Source organism: Ktedonobacter racemifer DSM 44963, assembly GCF_000178855.1.
GTDB classification, from domain to species: domain Bacteria; phylum Chloroflexota; class Ktedonobacteria; order Ktedonobacterales; family Ktedonobacteraceae; genus Ktedonobacter; species Ktedonobacter racemifer.
The window spans coordinates 582,051-601,784 of record NZ_ADVG01000003.1; the positions used below are offsets into that span (position 1 = coordinate 582,051).

Here is a 19,734-nt window from a genome sequence, read left to right on the forward strand (position 1 = left end):
AGATGTATGAGGAGAACATCATGACAAAAACACTCACTGGAAGCGAGCCGTCAAAATACTAGAGGCTGATATTCATTCTTCATATCCTGGTATAGCAAATGACGAACATAGCTCTTCCACCTTTTCTCTGACTTCCAATTTTACATCTTCAGATAATATATATTGCCTTTCTTTATGCACAGAGATCGATAAAAGGACACGATCAACTAGTTCGGCACACATCCTCATTTCTTTTACAGTATCTTAAAATGATGACCACTATGCCTAGAAGTCATCCGTTCAGACGGCCAGCCGTCTGGGGAGAACTGCGGCTCCCGCTACTCCTCGCCCCACTTGCAAAGGGTCGGAGCTACTTTTGCGTAAGATGTTGTAGGATCCGTTGATATCGGCATGAATGAGGCGTCCATCCCTGGCGCGATACTAACTGCGAGCCACACGCTTGCCTGAAAACACTGGCTTCTCAGCCGTGTTGGCTTCATAGGTTGGGATGGGGTCACCGTCCAGAAAACTGGCCTTGCTGGTGTAGCTTTCTTCTTGAAGGATGACCCTGATCCCAACCAGGTGCGCTTTGTAGGTCAACTGCTCAATGAAACGAGCATGGGGAAGCTGCACAAACTGCTGGTTGTTCCTGCGTCCCATACTCACCTCTTGTTTCCACAAGGGATTCTTGCCAATCACCAGCGTTCCGATGCCTTCGCCCACCAGCAGATCAATAATCCGACGGCTGGCCGTGTGCACATACGCATCCACACGGCGATTGCGCTTCGTCGTCACACGATCCAGCTGGCGTGAAGTGTATCGGTTCTCATGCGCGAGGCGTTGCTGCTGCTTGGCGCGCTCTTTGTTGTAGGACTGATTGAGGCTTTTGAGGGGTTTGCCACTCACCAGACGAGGCACAAAACCAGATTTGTCGCTGGTGATGGCTGCGAGCACGTTGACGCCCACATCCACGGCTGCCCGAAGCTGTGGGTTGACCGCAGCCGGTTGAATCTCCTGCTCATAGACGACCTCCAGCATGTAGCCATCAGCGCGTGGAACGATGCGAACCTGCCGGATGGCTTCCCAGGTGATCTGAGTTGCTATCTCAATGGGAAGCCCTGATGGGACCAGCTTGCCCGTGCGCTTGAATACCCTCTTGCCCAGGGCTTTTTTCTCGTAGATGAGCAGGAAACGGCCCTTGGTCTTGTCTTGATAGCCAGGGACCTTGGGGCGTCCCGTGAAGGCGGAGGGATCTTCGCGATAGGTCTCCATCACGCGCAAAAAAGCTGACCCAGTTGTGGTGGAGCTGAATGAGGATGGCATTACTGACTTTGCGAGGCAGGGCACAATAGGCCTCATGCTGTTTCAAGCGATGGAAGATGGCAGCGTAGGGCAGGTAGGTTCCCTCGTGAATGAAGGCTTGCCGGACGTGGTAATTGGCCTGATTATAGAGGTTTTTGGAGGCAAAAGCTGCCCGATCAATGATGGCAAAGCGTGCATCCTGATGACGAATGAGATGTCGTTCGACCAACTGCATCTGGTGCCTTCTCCCTTTCCAACAACACGTCCTTCGTGTCGGTGAACCTCTCTCTTGGCGTTTTATGCAAGAACATTCTTTCTAACAAAACTCTACCAGAGACGTCTCCAGTTGTCAATATCTGGCATGATTCCTTGGAAACGTTTATCACTCCATTCCTCGCATCGCAACACTGTTCGTTCCCAACCGCAAACCGCTTGTTATCAGTGCAGATCGCGTATCGCCCGGAATGCGATTCTTATTTACCACAATGCCACATTCTTCAAGAGCCCGCTCAGCAATGATACCTGTCAGCCCATTTGACGCTATATTCAAGATGTCTGGGTAGATATGCGTCCTCTTAGCTTGCGCGTACAAATGGAGCAGGCAACGCAGCATAAATAGGTACTTCCACTACCTTGGGAGCCTTGTCGGGGGGGCGTTACCGTATGGTAACGCCCCTTTGCTTCCCGCGTTTCTCTCACCTTCCCTTCGCCCCAGAGGAATAGCCATTGTCTTCTTCCGACTATTTAGAACTCGCTCATAAGCTATTAATCATACAAAAACACACTAAGCAAAAGTGCGCCTTCTTAACCTCTGTATTCCCGCAAGGGGGCTATCCCGTACCTGGTAAAATAGACAGCGAAAGAAGCAAACCAGAAAGGGATAGTTTGTCTTGCAATATTTGAATACTAACCCTTATTGCTCCTTAACCGCTCCCTCAAAATCTTCAAATCGGCATATTTTTGGCAGATACCTGACAGCGATTTCTCCTACAGGGCCATGCGTATTCTTGGTAACGCAAGTCATGAAACGATACGACAGTATATTGGGAGCTAAGAGTAAAGGCACTGTTTTATTCATGAAGTCTTTAGCTTCGTGGTTTTCACTCCGACCGCAATAAAAGAGAAAGTAGGACATTGACGGATGGCGGACTACATTGGACAGCAATTAGGCAATTATCGATTAACGCAGTTGCTTGGAAAAGGAGGCTTTGCCGAAGTGTATTTGGGAGAGCATGTGCGGTTAGGAATGAAAGCGGCTGTAAAGATCTTACATACCAGCCTTTCGGAAGATGAGACTCGCGCCTTCCAGCAGGAGGCACAGACCATTGCTACTCTCTCGCATCCACATATCATCCGGGTATTGGATTTTGAGGTACAAGCAGGTATCCCATTTCTCGTGCTGGATTACGCCCCCAACGGTACACTGAGACACAAGCATCCCAGAGGTACCCGATTGGCTCCATCGCTGGCTGTTGATTATATAACTCAGATCGCCAGCGCACTGCAATTTGCCCATGATCGTAAGATCATCCATCGCGACATCAAGCCAGAGAATATGCTCATTGGGAGTTGGGGAGATATTCTGCTCAGTGATTTTGGCATTGCCACGATTGCCCACTCCACCTCCTCCATGAGTGCGCAAACATTAATGGGCACCCTGGCCTACATGCCACCAGAGCAGATCAAAGGGAAGCCACGCATAGAGAGCGATCAGTATGCCTTAGCTGTAACAATCTATCAGTGGCTAACGGGAGAACTCCCCTTCCAGGGCTCTTCCATGGAAATGATCGCGCAACACCTGGCAATACCAGCGCCTCCCCTGCGCAACAAAGTATCTGACCTGCCAGTCGAACTGGAACAGGTTATCTTGAAAGCGCTAGCGAAAGACCCCAAAGACCGCTACGGACAGATCCAGGAATTCGCATATATGTGCGAAAAAGCGATAAAAAATGTGAAACAGCTAGGAACGCAGCTTGCGAATCAAGAAATTTCAAACACACTTCCTGGAAGAGCTTACACTTCTGTGAAAAGCAGCGATCCCATACCACCAATGGTATCACAGCCACTTCAGCAAACCACGGATTATTATCTTAACAAAAGCAAGGCTCTCATTGAAGTGAAGCAATATCAGGAAGCATTGGCTATGTGTGAGCAGGCGTTGCGATTTGACCCCTCCTCTGCTTTGCTTTATGTGAACCGAGCCAGTGCTCTCTGTGGATTGAAAAGATATCAGGAGGCCCTTGAAGCCTGCGATCAAGCGCTTCAGCGCAATTCTCGTATTTCCCTGGCTCACTATAATGCAAGCGAAGCCCTCATGCAGTTAGGCAGACACCAGCAAGCCCTTGAAGCCTGCGAACGGGCACTTCAGTTTGACCCTTCCTTCCCCAAAACCTATATCAATAAAAGTCGAGTTCTCATTGAATTGGGCAGATACCAACAAGCCCTTGATACCTGTAATCAAGGGCTTGTGTATGATGCTCATAACGCCTTGCTACACAACAATGCAGGTGTGGCTCTCGCAAATTTGGGCAGATACCAGCAAGCTCTTGAAGCTTGTGAGCAAGCCATCCGGCTTGATCCCTCTTCAGGCTTGCCCTATGTTACCAAAGGTTGGGCTCTCATTGAATTGGGACGATATCAGGAAGCCCTGGTTGCTTGTAATCAGGCACTTCAACATGATGCTCAGGATGCATGGGCACACAACAATGCAAGTGTGGCTCTCATGAAGATGGGTAGATACCAGGAAGCCCTTCATGCCTGCGAGCAGGCACTACAGCTCAATCCTCACAATACAAAAGCACATGCAAACAAAGCGTTCATACTTCAAAATCTCAGGCGCTATTAGTGGATTTTGTCCTGCTTTAGGCATTACTGGTATCATCACGTTGTGCGTGGAAGGCTATGCAAGATAGCCTTCCGTATGGTCACGACGAGCCTTTCCTGCTCTTGCTGCAAAAAGAAATGTCCTCCCTTCCACATCTGCATACTAAACGGACCCAGGGTATATCTCTTCCACGCCTCCAGGTCTGAGAAGTTTGCCTGAGGATCATCTCCCCCACCAAATACTGAAATAAGGCAGTTCAATGGCAAACATTCCTTATATTGGTAATCAGAGCAGACAGCAAGATCAGCGCGTATAGAAGGAAGCACAAAACGCATAAGCAATGCATTTGAGAAGAGAGACGCTGGTATTCCACCCACTTGCCGCAACACATCAATGAGATCGGCATCCGACAGTGTGGAGGAGGGATAGGAAATCTTCGGTGGGAGATGGAGAGCACGTTGCGCCGATACAAATAAATGAACTGGTTCACATTGATAGTGCAGACGTAAATAATTCGCAACCTCAAAGCCCAGAAAGGCGCCCATGCTATGCCCAAAAAAGGCAAATGGGACGCGACACTGAGCGGCTATCGCTTCAACAAGAGGTAATTCAATTTACGAACTTTTTATGACACTTGTTGCTCAAGTATAGTAGCTCATATTAGAGGTGCATAGACAATACTTCCATGCTCAAGAGGAACTACCAAAACAGGTCAACAACAATTTACTTTCCAGACTTGCTTTCACGGGACATTCCTTCCCTTCAAGATCTCATTGCTTCAAAAACGTTCGATATGTGTTAATAGTATCTCTGTCAAAGACCCGATCATTGAGGAGCTGGATGCGGGGAAATCTGGCCTCACATTGGTACGGAGTCAAGGCCAGATCGAGGGTCAGGTCCACTGTTTGAAGCTCTTAGCGAAGCTCTTAGTATCTCAGGACTCTTGGATTTAGACGACAATTGGTGTGAAGGTACTGCGCGACTCCGTTCTTGAAGTCGCAGATCGCGACAGTCTGTGTGTCCTCGAGCGGATCGTCCGAAGGCATTAAGAAGTGCGTCTCGCTTATCGGAAGCAGCTCGTATTTGATGCGTTCTGGTTTACCGAGAATTTGTGCCTGCAGAGAATTGAGGATGAATGTCAGGTAGAGCTTCTTGCCTTCGGCTTCTACTTCGTAACGGGCACCGGGCCGCTCGTAAGCACCTTCATACCTGGACAAGTCGAGCGAAAGCGTCGGATCGGGTTTCGGCAAGTCTGGGATCGTGACTGCTCCAAGGTCCCCCAGGATTTCATTGAATACTTTCTTGTAGAAGCTCTCTCGTGGTCCTCCGTTGGTCAACATCGAGATAGCGATGTTCGAATCTGGCAGAATCCGCAGGCGAGCGTTCTGACCGATAGTGCTGCCGTCGGTCGCGTAGACTATCTCGCCATGCCAATTGCACACGATGAGACCGAGGGCCCACTCCGGCCCAAACATGTATGGATCGGGTATGGGAACCCGCGACTCCATCATCCCGCGCATGATCCTGGCCGAGACAATTCGCGTCCCGTTTGGCGCTTTGCCCCCGTTGAGGAAGACGTGCGCCAGCGTGAGCACTTCCCGAGCTGTCGAATTGACGTTGCCTCCAGGGCCAAAAGCGCGTGGTAGGTAAGCCAGTGGCGAAACAATGGGTCCCTCTTCAAGGGATCGGATCAAATGCCCCGTCGCAGCCCGGTCCGGGTCCACTTGCTCACGCCAGCTGCTCGTGTCGGTCAATCCCAGGGGGTCGAAGAGACGATCCTTCATAATGTCGTCCCATCGCTTGCCGTCAATCACTTCCATGATGAGTGCGAGGATCGCGTAGCCCAGGGCTGCGCTGTAACCATGAGTGTAGCCCAAAGGCTGAACTTGCGGTGCACTGGCGATGTTGTTGACCATACGCTCATAGACATCGTCGTCTTCGCCGGGATTACCGTAGTCCTCCTCGATACCGTTCGTGTGGTTCAGGAGATGACGGGGCGTGACTTTGGCGCTGACCTCGGGGTCGGCGACCTTGAAACCGGGAAGGTAGGTCCGCACCGGCTCGTCCAGGTCGACTTTCCCTTCGTCGACGAGTTGCATGAAGGCGAGGGCAGTCCATGTCTTGGTCATGGAGCCGCACTGGTAGATGGTGTTGGTCGTCACGGGTTCCTCCGTTGACAGGTTTTTGACACCAACGGCGAAGTTGGTGATCTCTCCGTCATGAAGAATACCGATCGCAGCGCTCGGGATCCAGTATTCCGAAAGGAGCTCGGAAACCCGAGCTTGAATCTGCGTTGGATCTATCTCTTTTGTCATTGAGGGCCTCTCCTTATCTCAGTTCTGCTTCCTCTGACTTGTGCTAGTGTCGGCGGCTACTTCTTCGGGAGGCCGACTGCGTTAGCGGCGTCGGCCTCGAAGTACTCCGTCGTGCCAAAGGCGGCGGCGTACTCCTCGAAGAAGCTCTTGACGCTATCGATCGAGTCATGAACAATGACGTTCACCGCCTTAGTCCCGTCGGTGCTCCCCACTGCCAGGGTCCACCTGGCCCCCTTGGGCAGTTGGCCGTACGCCTTCTTCAGGGAACTCCAGAACTTGTCGTTGTCAGAGATCGTGGAAACAGCCATTACATGCATCCTTTGTCCTCCTCTAATAAAAAGTGGAATAGTCTGATGTCGCCGGACACGACATGTCGCTGAAGGAGCAGGCACGCTCGCCCAGCTTCTCCTCATCGTGACACCTGACCCTCGCCATGCTATACTATATTCGCTGCTCATATCAGCGAATGTTTAGGATCTATTCTTACATTATCAGGTAAATATGATGAATTTACCTGATAATGTAAGGTAAATATATTGTAGGATGGAGGGACGAGCCTTGTCAAGCTTTTCTCAGGATGAACGCGCGAACACCCGTGAGGAGTTTTCGCGGGAGATCCGGCAATTCACTGGAATCAACGCCTCCTTCTTTCGGGTGGCGGCAACTCGAATCGGGATAGCTGTTACGGATATGCAGGTGCTCGATATCCTTGATCTCATCGGCCCGGCTGCTGCTGGGCAGCTCGCCGATCTCACGGGACTGACGACCGGAGCGATCACCAGAATACTCGACCGCTTGGAGAAAGCCGGGCTTGTGCGCCGGGAGCGCGATCCCAACGATGGCCGTAAGGTCATCGTCCGCCTCGAAAGGGGCAAGGATGAAATGAGCAAGGTTCGCTCGATCCTGGATTCCGTTGAGAAGACGTGGGATGAGGTGGCGTCGCGCTATGACGATGAGCAGATCGCTTTCCTCCTGGAGTTTCTCAAATATAGCAACACGCGATCCAGGAAAGAACTTGCTCAGTTGCAACAGGAGGCGCCAGCGGGCGAAGGGGAGAGCTTCTCCGCGCCGCTGGAAGGCCAGGAGAGTGGACGGCTTGTCGTCTCCTGCGGAATCTCCCAGCTGACTGTGCGCGCGGACGAGGAAATGGGGAGACTTTATCAGGCCCACTTCGAGGGACCGATACCGGGTGTGAAAGCGAAAGATGGGGTGGTTACCATCCGCTATCCACGGCGCCTGCTGGACCTGGGCGAGAAGCAGGGCCAAGCTGTGGTCGCGCTCAGCGTCGACATCCCGTGGCGGATCGCGATCCAGGGCGGAGTAGCAGAGGCTGTCGCCGAACTGGGCGGGCTCAATCTCGCCGGGCTGGAAGTCAAAGGGGGATTTAACACGATCCGTCTGGATCTCCCCACGCCCTCTAGCATGGTTCCTATACGGCTCGCCGGAGGAGCGTCAGAGATTATAGTGCGCCGCCCCGCAGGCGTCGCCACCCGCATCAACTTCAAGGGCAGGGCCGCCGAGTTGGCCTTCGACAATCAAACCTTCAGCGTTGCGGGCAACATCTCGCAATTACAAAGTCCTGGTTTTGATGCGACTGCTCCATACTACGACATCGAAATCACCAGCTACGCCAACATAATCACCATCACCTCCAGTTGACGGCGGATCTGGATGAGGAATTGCGGGAGGCACAGCGCGTGGTGAAAGCCTGCCGCATCCTATTCCCAACGACCAATAATCCTCACTGGATACGCCCATACCGCTTCAAAATGGCCAGGGTCTCGACGAGTGAAAGAGCTTGTGCCCAATGGTTATCTCGCCCATCCATGGAGTGCGCGGTACACAACGCATTGATCACAGCTTCTTCAGTTGCCTCGACCACCGCTGCAAAGAGCCCATCTATGGCGGGGTTCTGTTCGTTGAGCACCTGCGCGCTGCGGACGAGAGGACCTGCATCATGTGGAATGCGATCAGCCGTCGAAAAGGCGATAGCCAGATCGCCACTGCCATGTCCGCCAGAGGTCCCGGTGCGTGCGAGACCAAGCGGCACCCGCCGGGCAAGGCGACCAAGCTGGCGCGCATCAAGGGGCGCATCGGTTGCTAATATCACAATAATTGACCCCTGCTCCCGTCTCGGCTCCTGTCCCACGTGCAGCGCCACACGCTTCTGGCGCTGCTCCTCCAGTTCGCGACCGACCGGAACCCCACCGATAATCAAATCGCCGCAGCGCCCAAAATTCGACTGTACGAGCGCACCGAGCGTGTATCCGCCCTGAGCGGGCGAGAGACACCGCGAAGCTGTTCCAATCCCGCCAGCAAAGCAATAAGTTGTCATCCCCGTTCCTGCTCCAACGGTGCCCTCCAGGACCGGCGTGCCAGGAGCAACAGTGAGCGCCGCGCGTACCTCTTGCTCCCCGACATGCCGGCCCCCGATATCGTTAAGAAAGCCATCGTTGCATTCACACACGACGGGATTGACCGTGCCCGTCGTGACGCCGATCGCCGGGTTGCGCTCAACCATAAAGGCCACGAGCGCATCAGCGACCCGACCCACGTTGAGCGTGTTTGTCAACAGAATAGGCGTTTCGAGTTGCCCAAGCTCTGCAAGCTGCACCAGGCCGATGGTTTTGCCGAAACCATTGAACACCGAAGCTGCAGCCGGCACTTTCAAGCGGAAAAGATCGTCGTCGTGCGGCAGGATTGCAGTGACACCGGTGCGTACCGGCCCCACTCCGCGGACCAGTGCGCCATTCCCGCGTATGAGCGTCGTATGGCCAACACGTACGCCTGCTACATCGGCGATGCTATTGGTTGTTCCCGGAGGCAGTGTCCCCAGGATAATTCCCGCCTCGCGCGCTCGCATGCGCGTGTTGGGATCTCGTTCACCCATCATCTCTCTGCCTTTCTTCTGTTTCTCCCTGGCCCCCGTTGAGGGCCAGGCTCGCGAACACGTTCCCGTTGCTGCTGGCATTGGGCTGGACGAATCGCCAGCAGCCGCCGGGGTGCACGTTCGTCTGGTGCTGGGAGGTTTCACCGGACGTGTTATCCCCTCAACGTTGTGGCTCATGCCGCTCCTTTTGATTGTAACGTCTACTTCAATCTCGACGAGAAGGTCGAGGGGCAATGCTGCTCCCTACCCTTGCTTTTTGACCATTCGACGGAGAAAAATCTTTGCCAGCTTTCTGTGCTTGACGGAAATAAACTGAAGGGATATTCTCTCTTCAGAAGCAATGGAAAATCTGGGAGAAAGAAAATATGTCCTCAATAGAAGAAAAGAGCAAGCGCTTCGGTGATTTGACCTACCAAGAGATTGGCAAACGTGCTCAACAGGGCTGGTTAGCGATCATTCCGACTGGTTGTACCGAGCAGCAAGGCCCTCACCTTCCGGTCGACTTTGATACCTGGTTTGCTGAAGCGCTCATGGTTGCAGCTGCTGAAAAAGCGGCGCAAGATTCTGCAGTCCAGGCTGTCGTGTTACCGGCGATGCCCTTTGGGCCAACGCCGGAACATCGCAACTTTGGCAGCGGATTTATTGATGTTCCCGTCAGCTTGCATGATGCATTGGTCGAAGCGACCTTGACCTCGTTGGTGACACAGGGGTTTAAGAGAATGGTCATCTGGCGAGGCTGTGGCGGTCATGCTCTAAACGGGGTCGTTGAGCGCTTCAATCAGAGGTACCAGGGCAAGGCGCAAGCATTCTTACCACCTCATCCCTTTCATGAGATCTGGTGCCGATTAGCTGACCCCGTGATTCCTGTCGGGCACGCGGATAGCTTTACCACATCTATTTCGCTCTATCTCCGACCGGAAACGGTTCGACAAGAGTGGATCACCAATCCCCATTCCACAGAGGTTGACTGGAATGATCCCAACCTGGATTTTGCTCGCTATTCCTCTACCGGTGTGATCGGCGATCCGACGTACGCGAGTGCTGAGCTGGGAAAGAGATTGTGGGAAGCCGTTGTCGAAGAAGCCGCTCACATGCTGCAAGAAGCTGCATCTCGCGGAAGCGACAGGTAAAATGGTTGGAATAGTCACGTGAGAGTGCAATGTTTTAGCGATATTTATGGCTTATATCATTGACACCTGCTCCTCCAAAAACTTATACTGAGTATAAGTTTGCCCCCGATGTATGCTTATATTCAATATAGCGAACTCATGAGAGGAGAAGCGATGTGAATAAGCAACCTGATATGACCAGCGGAGGAGCCGCTTTCAACTTCTTCAGCAACCAATCTTCTGAGAATCCGTTTCCACTGCTTGCCATGGCACGCTCAATGGGAGCTGTTGTCCCGGTTCCTCTTCCATACAGTGAAGGACAAAAAGCCTGGATGATTACACGGATGGAGGAAGCAGTACAGGTCCTCAAGGACAGCAAACGCTTCACTGTTGATAGAAGGGCAGCCGACTCGAAAGGTTTCTTTCGTCAACGGGAACGTGAGTTCGCTGACGCTCCTGGTCTACTCGGACAATCCATGATTTCGGTTGACGAGCCAGACCATCGTCGTCTTCGAGGCCTGGTTTCCAAAGCCTTTACGCCCAAATATATCCAGAGCTTGCGACCTTCCATTCAACATATTGCCGATGAATTGCTTGACCGTGTACAGGACCAGGGGCATATGGACCTTGTGCATGACTATGGCTATCCGCTCCCCATCAATGTCATCTCCGATATGCTCGGAGTCCCAAAGAAGAACCGGGAGCAAATTCGCCAGTGGTCAGAGGCTCTGACCACTGGAGGGCCCGGCGATGAGCAACGTCGCAAACGCATTCAAGCCTTCTCCAACTACATTGTGGAACTGGTCGCCGAGAAGCGCAAGAACCCACAGGATGATTTGATCAGCCAGCTTATCCAGGCCGAAACCGAAGGCGACTATCTCAGTGAACCAGAACTGCTCTCGATGGTGGGCCTGCTCATTTTCGCGGGACATGAGACGACATCTAACCTGATTGGCATCGGGACGCTCGTCCTGCTTGATAATCCAGAACAGTTGGCAAAGTTGAAGGCCGACATGAGCCTTATTCCATCAGCAGTCGAAGAGCTTTTGCGCATTAACGGACCGGTGCTCATGCCCGCGCCACGCTTTGTCACAGAAGACACAGAGCTAGGCGGCCAGCACATTGGCAAAGGTGATATCATTATTACGGCACTGGCGTCTGCGAATCGTGATGAAACACAGTTCTCACAGTCCGATGAACTGGATATCGCACGTGACTTGAATCGGCATATCGCCTTTGGGCAGGGCATTCATATCTGCCTGGGTGCCCCTCTCGCTCGTCTGGAAGGAGATATTGCCTTCACGACGCTGCTACGGCGTATGCCCGACCTGAGACTCAATGTACCACGCGAATCGGTTACCTGGCGAGGCTCCTTAAATCTGCGTGGTCTGACCAGCCTTCCCGTCGCATTTTAGCCGAAAGCGTCAGATACTGATTGATTGCAGTGCGGGTGTACTACAATCAATCAGTCCTCTCCGCTATGGAAAGCAAACGCGCCAATTTTCTTGAAAGGGAGTGGACATGCGTGAAGCAAGAGATTGACCGTTTACCCCTGCGTGAACGAAATCGACAACGTACGATGCGGCGTATTATTGAGGCAGCGATCGAATTATTCTCCACCGCTGGCTACGACCAGACGACGATGGACAACATCGCAGACAAGGCAGAGGTCAGCCGGGCCACATTATTTAATTATTTCTCCACCAAGCGAGCCCTGCTGCTTCCTTTCGCAAATGACCTCTACGAGAAGAACATTCAGCCACAGATACTTTCCTATCTGAAGGAGCAACCAGCCACACGTGATGTGTTACGGTTTCTGTTCATGAGCATCTACGAGCAAGTACTCACACTCCCTGAGATGGAGCGAGGTCTGCGAGCCGAACTCTTTCAGCCACAGCCCGCGATGATGAAGCTCAGCCACGGTCATGGCTTTTTCAAGACACTTGTCACGATTGTTCAACAAGGGCAGCAACGGGGCGAGATCCGTACTGATATCTCAGACGACAAACTTGGTCGTTATGTGGGAACCCTCTACGTATCACTCCTGGTAATGGAAAGTAAAGACAGCACGTCCACGAGTTACGTGAGCGAAATCGACACCTTGCTCGCCTTCCTCCAGGGCGCGCTCAAGGGATGACACCTTCACAGACCAACAAGCCAGTTCCAGGCAGAGAAAGAATGCACGTCGTCATCTTCCCAGGAGGAAGACGTGCTTCAACAAATTATAGCCTTCAACTGTACCTTTAGACGGCAGAGAAGAATCTCTAGCTAGAGATTCTTCTCTGCTGTTACAGGATTGAATAGAATTATCATAAGCGAGCGTAAGACTCCAGCCTTCAGGCATGGGGATACAAGCGAGTCCTTTTATGATGGATAGGGTGGTGTAGGATATACCAGCATTGACATATTTACACCTCTCCGCTATACTAGAACAGGTGTTTTTGTACATACACAACAAAAAAGTGTTTTGGGCGTTGCAAGGTAAATTCGTGTCCTTGCGTAAAAATGCTTGCGTACATGTGTCTCTGTACCTCTCGGCAAGGGTTTTCTAAGAGCCTACAAGCCACCTTGCCATACAAGAGAGCAAACACGTATAGGCTCGGACGGAGCCTTCAGGAAGCTTCGGCTTGCTGAGAAGCCCCCGGCTTTAGCCGTGGGGAGTCGTCACTTTGTGGAGATCCAGACGCTCATCTCACCAGCCTGGCGATGATCCCAGGCGTAATAGGGTATAGCAGTGAGCGTATGCGCATGAGATTGTGGAGGGGTCGTTTTATACAATGTATCTGACCAATCCTCGCTCTCTACAACGGTCGCCGGACCCTCAATAACGGTGACCCCACCTAAAAGCTCAGGCTCAAAGTGGCTCTCCAGTGTAGCCGTTTCAGGTAGACGGATATGATGTAGCGGCACCGCATTATCCGCACCTTCCAGACAATATACCAGGGGACCACGTTGCAAGGCGACTCGATCACTATTCTCACGTATATCTGGATGTGCATAGACTCGCATCACCGGCATCGCCAGATTAAGTACTATCTGGTCACCACTCTGCCAGCGGCGTTCAATTCGTACATACCCCTTTTGCAAATGGTCATCAAGCGCAATAGCTTCACCATTTAGAGAAAGTTGTGCAGCCTGACACCAACCAGGAATACGCAAGTTCAGGCCAAAATCGGCAGGCTCATCAAGCTCCATCTTCAGGCTGATCGCACCATCCCAGGGATACTTCGTTTCCTGCTCCACTTTCACGTTATGCCCACCAACAGAAAGCTCACCTGTTCCTTGAATATATAAATGCGTAAAAATGTCTGTATCGCTCACCGTGTAGACATACTGACCCAACGACATCAATGTACGTGCTATATTTGGTGGACAACAGGCACACTTGAACCATCCTACACGGTGATGATCACCTTTGCTCTCCAGGGGATTAACATAAAAATATTTGCTCCCATCAAGCGAGATACCACTTAACATCCCGTTATATAATGCTCGTTCAAGCAGATCAGCATAGCGGCTATCCGCATCTAGTTGGAGCAAGCGGTGGTTCCACATGACCAGACCAATTGAGGCGCAAGATTCGGCATACGCAGTCAGATTCGGCAGGTCGTAATCTTCCGTGAAACCCTCGTTCTTCGCTGTCGAACCTATACCTCCAGTGATATAGAGCCGCTTGCTCACAAGGTGATGCCAGAGACGCTCACCTGTCTGAAATAACGACTCATCGTACCTCTCCTTGACCAGGTCAGCAACAGCACTATAGAGATACATTGCACGCACAGCATGTCCAACAACCTCTCTCTGCTCTCGTATCGGCACATGGGATTGGTTGTATTCATATGTCTGCGCCCAGAAATCGCGCGGATCATCCCCGCGCAAATGTGCTTCTTCATCAAAATAATGCGGCTGTTTGCCACGCTCATCAACAAAGTACTGGCTCAAATTCAGATACCGCTTCTCTCCGGTAACACGATAGAGTTTGACTAATGCCAGCTCGATCTCTGGATGCCCGCTGTATCCCCGCTTCTTGCCTTCTTCAAGCCCGAAGGTCCTATCAAGGTAATCAGCGTAACGACTCACAATATCCAGTAATGAGCGCTTACCCGTTCCCTGGAAATGAGCTACACCAGCCTCTATCAGGTGTCCCGCACAATAGAGCTCATGCAGGTCCCGCATATTTGACCAGCGCTTCTCCGGCTCGACTTCTGTAAACCAGATGTTGAGGTAGCCATCTGGCTGTTGGATCGAGCGTATAAACTCAATAGTCGTATCAAGCAACGCATCCAGTTGAGCATCTGGATGGGCCGCCAGACTTAAACTCGCTGCCTCAACCCACTTTGTAATATCTGTCTCCCAGAAAACATAGGGGATGGGATGCATTCCCCTCTTCCAACCCCGCTTCTCTGAATCAAAATAGTTATTCAGCTTCATTTGCTCATACATCATTGGCAAGGTGTTTTCACGCACTCTCTGCAAACGTGGTGCCCAGAATGTATCCTCAATCGTTACCGTTGTATGCGCGACAGCATTGGAACCCCGCCTTGCATCTGCTTGCTGAGTTGATGTTGGAGAAGATGATGTCATTGCCTATTCCTTTCACAATACGTATCGTACCAGCCACAGGGGGTTTGTGTAGTATACAGGTCAGCCTTGCCCTATCCCATTATTCTTTCACTGCGCCAGCTACCAGGCCAGAGGTAATATAACGCTGTCCGAAGATAAAAACCAGGATAATTGGCAATGCCGCAACGACCGAAACCGCCATCAGATCATTCCAACGTACCCCATATTCTCCGATGAACTTATAAATGCCCAATGTTAAAGGGCGCTTGTTATCATCAGAGATCAATGTCAGCGGGAAAAGAAAGTCGCTCCAGCCCATCAAAAAGGTGAGAGCACCAACCGTCAATATGCCAGGTCGCGAGAGCGGCATAATTATTCGGTAGAACGCCCCCCATAAACTACACCCATCAATAAAGGCTGCATCTTCTAGATCACGCGGCAAGCTTAAAAAATAGGGACGCATCACGAGCGTTGCAAACGGTAAGGTACGCGTCGTGACTGCCAGGATTACCGCCGGAATAGAGTTCACCAGGCCGATTTGCGAAAAGATCACAAACAACGGTAGAGCCAGCATGATACTGGGAAACATCTGTACAACCAGAAAGGCCAGTAACATCCCCTGTTTTCCCTTTACTGGGAGCCGGGCCAATCCATAGGCCATTGGTGCTCCTAGCACCAAACTCAATAGCATTGTGCCAAGCGCAATCTGAAGACTATTGCCCATATAACGCCATATATCCGTGTTCTGGATAAAGTTGGAGATATAAGGGCTCCAATCAACCTGGTGGGGAAAAAACGTCGGTGGCGTGCTGAACAGCTCTGTCGTATTTTTGAGTGAACTGACAATTACCCAGTATAAAGGGAAGATCATTACGACCGTAAAGAAAATCCCTAACACTGTCAGCATAATTGTATTCCAGGATTTGCGATTGAGAGGAGATTTATTCGCAGCACGATAAGCTTTTTGTGTAGTCGTCATCAAGCAGTCTCCTCTCGTCTCAGCAGGAACAGATAGATAGCGCTTACGCCCAGTAAGAGCAGGAACATCAACGTAGCAACAGCCGCTCCTGAACCAAGATCAAACTGGCCGAAGGCAATACGATAGGCATACAATGGCATTGCTTCAGTCGTATTGACCGGGCCGCCGCCAGTAATGACATAAATCAGGTCAAACACATTCAATGTATAGATGAACCCGAGCATCAAAACTGTCAGGCTGGTTGAACGCATTAATGGCATCGTAATATGCAAGAAACGCCCCAATCCATTTGCGCCATCAACAACCGCCGCCTCATACAGGGTCGCCGAAATTCCCTGCAAACCAGCTAAAAGCAACGACATGTTAAAGGGAATACCAATCCAGATATTCGCAATGATCACGGCCCATAGGGCCAGGTTTGGGTTCGTAAGCCAGTCAATAGGTGAGGAGACCACATGCAAACTTTGCAAGACGTAGTTCACAATGCCCGAATCACTCTGAAACATCCATTTGAAGATCGTGGCACTTACAATCACCGGCAACATCCAGGCAATCATCACTGAACCACGCATCACGCCAACCAGGGGGATACGCCGATTAAATAACAACGCCATCGCGAAGCCGATAATATATTGAAAAACCAGTGAGGCAATGGTAAAGATCAGTGAGACGACCAGAGAAGAGCGAAAATTTGGGTCAGAGATCACTGTATGATAATTATCCAGGCCAACAAATGGCGTAATACCAGTCAATAGGCTACCAACGTTCACCTGCTCAAAGCTATAGACAATCATGGTGATAACCGGATACACCAGAAAGAGAAGTAGGAACAGGGTCGCTGGCAATAAGAAGAGATAAGGGCCCAGCGTTTTGCTTATTCTCCGCCACCTCACTGAACGCTGAGTCACTGTCTTCGCCTCTTGCGGAGAGGTATTGACAAGTGTAGACACGGGAAACTTCCTCCTTACTGTGACCTGCAAGGCCCAGGAGAACGAGTAAACGTACTCTCGTGCGAAGAGAAATACGTCTACTCTTCCTTCTACAACGCGTGATCACTAGGACGGTAGTAAAGGCTTTACAGATTGACTGGCCGCTTGAAGAGCTGCTGAGGGGGACTGCTGCCCACTAATCGCTGCCTGAAACGCTTGCTGCACGTAATTCGAGATCTTTGGATAGTTCGGACCATACGCACGAGGCCTGGCTGTCGTAAGCGCATTGACAAATACAGCTTGTTTGGGGTCCTGGATGAATGCGGAGTCCTTGCCCAGATCTATACGACTCGGTAGTGTTCCGTTGCCCAGCAGGTAATTCTTGAGAACAGACTGTTCCTGTGTCCACTTGATAAACTCCCATGCTTCGGCCTGGTGCTGGCTGGTTGCAGTGATAGCCCAGTTCTCACCACCCAGAATAGATGCTGCTTGCTTGCCTTGTGGCAGAGGAACAACGTCCCAGTTAAACTTGGCATTCGAGCGAGCAGCAGGAAGGTTCCAGGGACCATTAATACACAGTGCAGATTTGCCAGCGGTCCACTGCGTCATCGCATCCTGCTGTGTCCAGTTCAAAGAATCCATCGAGAGCAGTCTCTCTTTGGTCAGATCGACCAGGTATTGCAAGGCGGTCGTGGCCTCAGGACTATCCAGCGAGTTCAGGTCCGCACCTGCTTCCCACAGGAACGGCAAGAACTGGAATGCCCCCTCTTCACTTTGGACTAGAGACATCGATAGCCCATAGACACCCTTGGTGGTCAACTTCTTCGCCGCATCATGCAATTCATCCCAATTTTTAGGCGGGTTGACACCGGCCTTCTTCAGCATATCCACGTTATAATAGAGCGCCAGGCAATTACTATTATTAGGAATGCCGTAGTTTTTATTTTTCCAGGTTGTTGATGTCCAGGGACCGGTAATATATTCTTTTCCCTGCCCCCACGAGGAGATTTGTGAGGTTAAATCCGCCAGAATACCCATGGAAGAAAATGCCTGGTGATCCGGATTATCAATAATCAAGATGTCAGGAAGCTGGCGGGCGGCTGCACCCTGGATAATTTTCTGTTTGAGGTCAGCGAAAGGGATGGCCGTGCGCTGAATCTTCACATTTAACTTGACTTTGGGGTAATCGGCCAGGAGCTTTAGATATCCAGCACCGGGAGGGTTTGAATAATCCCAGATGGTCAACGTCACGGGTCCGGAACCGGCACTACCACCAGCGCCACCACATGCCTCAAGAAGCGTAATTGCGGCGCCAGTGCTGATACCCAGGGCCGCCGTTTTTGCAATAAAAGCTCGACGGCTCATTCGTCCGGTACGAACTTCGGTCATCATGTCTTTCCAGGGTTCTTGTTGTTTGTGGGTCATCTATGACCTCCTTATAAATGATGAAAATACTGAAACTCTCTCAGAGATACATCATCCTCTTCCATTGAGGAACATTGTCATCATTCAGACAAACCAACCATAACGAGAGAACGTCTGACCACTTCCATACGAAATTCGTTGCCAATCAACCGATCATACAACGAAAGATGCCTCCATGAACTCCTTCCTGTGCTGATTACCTCCATTCTTGCTCACTACCCCGATTGTGAGGGGTCACTTGAACCGCGTAAAATCAAGCTACAGGGAAGACGCACAATACCAGAGCGTTGCTCACCAGCAAACAACGCTAGCAAGCTTTCACCCACATAACGTCCCACCTGTGCGAGGTTCATATCTACAGTTGTCAACGGCGGTCGAGTTGCACATGCCATGGGTTCCCAATTGTCAAAACCTACGACGGAAACATCGGTTGGAACACGTAGACCGCGCGCTTGTAATGCCTCCATAGCGCCTCTTGCCAACTGGTCACTACCACAAAAAAGCGCATCAATCGAAGGATCTTGATCAAAGAGAAAATTCGTTGCGGTATATCCCCAGCTTTCCTGCCAGGGACCCGATAGGACACGATTGTGAGGCAGCGCAATATCATGCTCAGCAAGCACCTGGCGCATGGCTCCTTCGCGTAAACGGACCGCTTCAAAATAACTGGGGCCGGTAATATGGGCAAACTGACGCCGTCCCAGGCTTACAAGATGTTCAGTTGCTAGTCTCGCACCTTGAGCATCATCGGGTAAGACGCACAGAGCGTTGGGATCTTCGACATAGGTAAAGGCATAGACAACAGGTATTACTGTCCTCCCTATGTTTATTGGCGGGCGCGAGTCTTCACGCCGGGCAGATACCACGATCCCATCAACTTTGCGCGCCAGTAAATGCTGCAAATGCTGTTGCTCGCGACTCTGATCGCGTGAATTACAGAGCATCGCTGAAACCGGACGTGTCCCAAAGGCGTCTTCAATCCCCATCAAGAGGGGAAGACTAAAACGTCCATAGTTGTCGGTTGTTAATACGCCAACCATGACACCCTGACTTGCTGGAACATCCTCTTGGAGGCTAAAAAAACGAAAACCCAGACGCCTGGCTTCAGAACGCACACGTTCTCGCGTTTCCGGGCTTAATCTCCCCCTCCCATTTATTGCTTTAGAGGCTGTCCCTAATGTCACGCCTGCGGCATCTGCAACATCACGCAAGGTAACGTTCTGCCTTGGCTGTGGTGATAGATCAAAGAATTGTTTGTCCGGTTCAGACACCATCTAGCTATTTTCCTTGAACTGCATACATACTATGAGGAAACTTTTCACTCATAAATGGAAATATATAACCCCTCGAATCGAAGAATACCTAATCTGCACCATAAAGTCAAGCGTGTTTCCCAGCAAAAACGAAAAAAACAGCGTA

At 51.3% G+C, this 19,734-nt stretch carries 14 protein-coding genes and 2 pseudogenes; 5 read left to right on the plus strand and 11 right to left on the minus strand.

Features of this window, described 5'->3' with window-relative positions:
- Window positions 1-279: 279 nt before the first annotated feature.
- A pseudogene (locus KRAC_RS31575) lies at window positions 280-1,516 on the minus strand (RNA-guided endonuclease InsQ/TnpB family protein).
- Window positions 1,517-1,669: 153 nt separating this feature from the next.
- Window positions 1,670-1,894, minus strand: a pseudogene (locus tag KRAC_RS79830) (hypothetical protein); the annotation flags it as partial.
- 528 nt (window positions 1,895-2,422) lie between these two features.
- Between KRAC_RS79830 and KRAC_RS31585 the strand changes: the two are divergent.
- The gene (locus KRAC_RS31585; RefSeq protein ID WP_007914344.1) at window positions 2,423-4,126 is read left to right on the plus strand and encodes a serine/threonine-protein kinase; all 1,704 of its coding nucleotides are present in this window, start codon (window positions 2,423-2,425) and stop codon (window positions 4,124-4,126) included.
- Window positions 4,127-4,161: 35 nt separating this feature from the next.
- Here the strand turns inward: KRAC_RS31585 and KRAC_RS31590 are convergent, their stop codons facing one another.
- The 3 genes from KRAC_RS31590 to KRAC_RS31600 all read right to left on the minus strand — a co-directional run bounded on the left by KRAC_RS31590 (window position 4,162) and on the right by KRAC_RS31600 (window position 6,737).
- Entirely contained in the window at window positions 4,162-4,719 is a 558-nt protein-coding gene (locus KRAC_RS31590) for a thioesterase II family protein (RefSeq protein WP_338010140.1), read from the minus strand.
- 312 nt (window positions 4,720-5,031) lie between these two features.
- On the minus strand, window positions 5,032-6,420 hold the full coding sequence (locus KRAC_RS31595; protein WP_007914345.1) for a serine hydrolase: 1,389 nt from the start codon (window positions 6,418-6,420) through the stop codon (window positions 5,032-5,034).
- A 56-nt stretch (window positions 6,421-6,476) separates the two neighbouring features.
- Complete coding sequence (locus tag KRAC_RS31600; protein WP_007914346.1) at window positions 6,477-6,737, minus strand: hypothetical protein; 261 nt, start codon at window positions 6,735-6,737, stop codon at window positions 6,477-6,479.
- A 241-nt stretch (window positions 6,738-6,978) separates the two neighbouring features.
- On the opposite strand from KRAC_RS31600, the gene KRAC_RS62885 reads away from it, so the two are divergent.
- Window positions 6,979-8,079, plus strand: a complete 1,101-nt coding sequence (locus tag KRAC_RS62885; RefSeq protein ID WP_007914347.1) for a MarR family winged helix-turn-helix transcriptional regulator — start codon at window positions 6,979-6,981, stop codon at window positions 8,077-8,079.
- Between the two features lie 82 nt (window positions 8,080-8,161).
- On the opposite strand, the gene KRAC_RS31610 is transcribed toward KRAC_RS62885, so the two are convergent.
- Complete coding sequence (locus tag KRAC_RS31610) at window positions 8,162-9,283, minus strand: DmpA family aminopeptidase (RefSeq protein WP_007914348.1); 1,122 nt, start codon at window positions 9,281-9,283, stop codon at window positions 8,162-8,164.
- A 392-nt stretch (window positions 9,284-9,675) separates the two neighbouring features.
- Here KRAC_RS31610 and KRAC_RS31615 point away from each other — a divergent pair, with 392 nt between their 5' ends.
- The 3 genes from KRAC_RS31615 (at window position 9,676) to KRAC_RS62890 (ending at window position 12,556) form a co-directional block, all read left to right on the plus strand.
- Window positions 9,676-10,440 (plus strand): creatininase family protein, encoded by a 765-nt coding sequence (locus tag KRAC_RS31615; RefSeq protein WP_007914349.1) that lies wholly within the window; start codon window positions 9,676-9,678, stop codon window positions 10,438-10,440.
- Between the two features lie 155 nt (window positions 10,441-10,595).
- Window positions 10,596-11,834, plus strand: a complete 1,239-nt coding sequence (locus KRAC_RS31620; RefSeq protein ID WP_007914350.1) for a cytochrome P450 family protein — start codon at window positions 10,596-10,598, stop codon at window positions 11,832-11,834.
- 110 nt (window positions 11,835-11,944) lie between these two features.
- Window positions 11,945-12,556: a TetR/AcrR family transcriptional regulator gene (locus KRAC_RS62890; protein ID WP_007914352.1), complete on the plus strand. Its 612-nt coding sequence runs from the start codon at window positions 11,945-11,947 to the stop codon at window positions 12,554-12,556.
- A gap of 527 nt (window positions 12,557-13,083) precedes the next feature.
- Here the strand turns inward: KRAC_RS62890 and KRAC_RS31630 are convergent.
- From KRAC_RS31630 to KRAC_RS31650, 5 genes are all read right to left on the minus strand, one after another.
- A complete protein-coding gene (locus KRAC_RS31630; RefSeq protein WP_007914354.1) occupies window positions 13,084-15,003 on the minus strand; it encodes a glycoside hydrolase family 127 protein in 1,920 nt (639 codons plus the stop codon).
- Between the two features lie 79 nt (window positions 15,004-15,082).
- Window positions 15,083-15,961, minus strand: coding sequence for a carbohydrate ABC transporter permease (locus KRAC_RS31635; protein ID WP_007914356.1), 879 nt, complete (start codon window positions 15,959-15,961; stop codon window positions 15,083-15,085).
- Window positions 15,961-16,911 (minus strand): carbohydrate ABC transporter permease, encoded by a 951-nt coding sequence (locus KRAC_RS31640; protein WP_007914358.1) that lies wholly within the window; start codon window positions 16,909-16,911, stop codon window positions 15,961-15,963. The genes KRAC_RS31635 and KRAC_RS31640 overlap by 1 nt, the downstream gene beginning before the upstream one ends.
- Before the next feature lie 105 nt (window positions 16,912-17,016).
- Window positions 17,017-18,315 carry an ABC transporter substrate-binding protein gene (locus tag KRAC_RS31645; protein WP_007914359.1) on the minus strand — a complete coding sequence of 433 codons (1,299 nt, stop codon included), beginning with the start codon at window positions 18,313-18,315 and terminating at the stop codon, window positions 17,017-17,019.
- 215 nt (window positions 18,316-18,530) lie between these two features.
- Window positions 18,531-19,589, minus strand: a complete 1,059-nt coding sequence (locus KRAC_RS31650; RefSeq protein WP_007914360.1) for a LacI family DNA-binding transcriptional regulator — start codon at window positions 19,587-19,589, stop codon at window positions 18,531-18,533.
- Window positions 19,590-19,734 lie beyond the last annotated feature (145 nt).

What these genes read in the sequence shown, in the direction of transcription:
- KRAC_RS31585 (WP_007914344.1), top strand. Translation starts at nt 2,423, where the DNA reads ATGGCGGACTACATTGGACAGCAATTAGGCAATTATCGATTAACGCAG.
- KRAC_RS31595 (WP_007914345.1), bottom strand. Translation starts at nt 6,420, where the DNA reads ATGACAAAAGAGATAGATCCAACGCAGATTCAAGCTCGGGTTTCCGAG.
- KRAC_RS31600 (WP_007914346.1), bottom strand. Translation starts at nt 6,737, where the DNA reads ATGCATGTAATGGCTGTTTCCACGATCTCTGACAACGACAAGTTCTGG.
- KRAC_RS31610 (WP_007914348.1), bottom strand. Translation starts at nt 9,283, where the DNA reads ATGCGAGCGCGCGAGGCGGGAATTATCCTGGGGACACTGCCTCCGGGA.
- KRAC_RS31615 (WP_007914349.1), top strand. Translation starts at nt 9,676, where the DNA reads ATGTCCTCAATAGAAGAAAAGAGCAAGCGCTTCGGTGATTTGACCTAC.
- KRAC_RS31630 (WP_007914354.1), bottom strand. Translation starts at nt 15,003, where the DNA reads ATGACATCATCTTCTCCAACATCAACTCAGCAAGCAGATGCAAGGCGG.
- KRAC_RS31635 (WP_007914356.1), bottom strand. Translation starts at nt 15,961, where the DNA reads ATGACGACTACACAAAAAGCTTATCGTGCTGCGAATAAATCTCCTCTC.
- KRAC_RS31645 (WP_007914359.1), bottom strand. Translation starts at nt 18,315, where the DNA reads ATGACCCACAAACAACAAGAACCCTGGAAAGACATGATGACCGAAGTT.
- KRAC_RS31650 (WP_007914360.1), bottom strand. Translation starts at nt 19,589, where the DNA reads ATGGTGTCTGAACCGGACAAACAATTCTTTGATCTATCACCACAGCCA.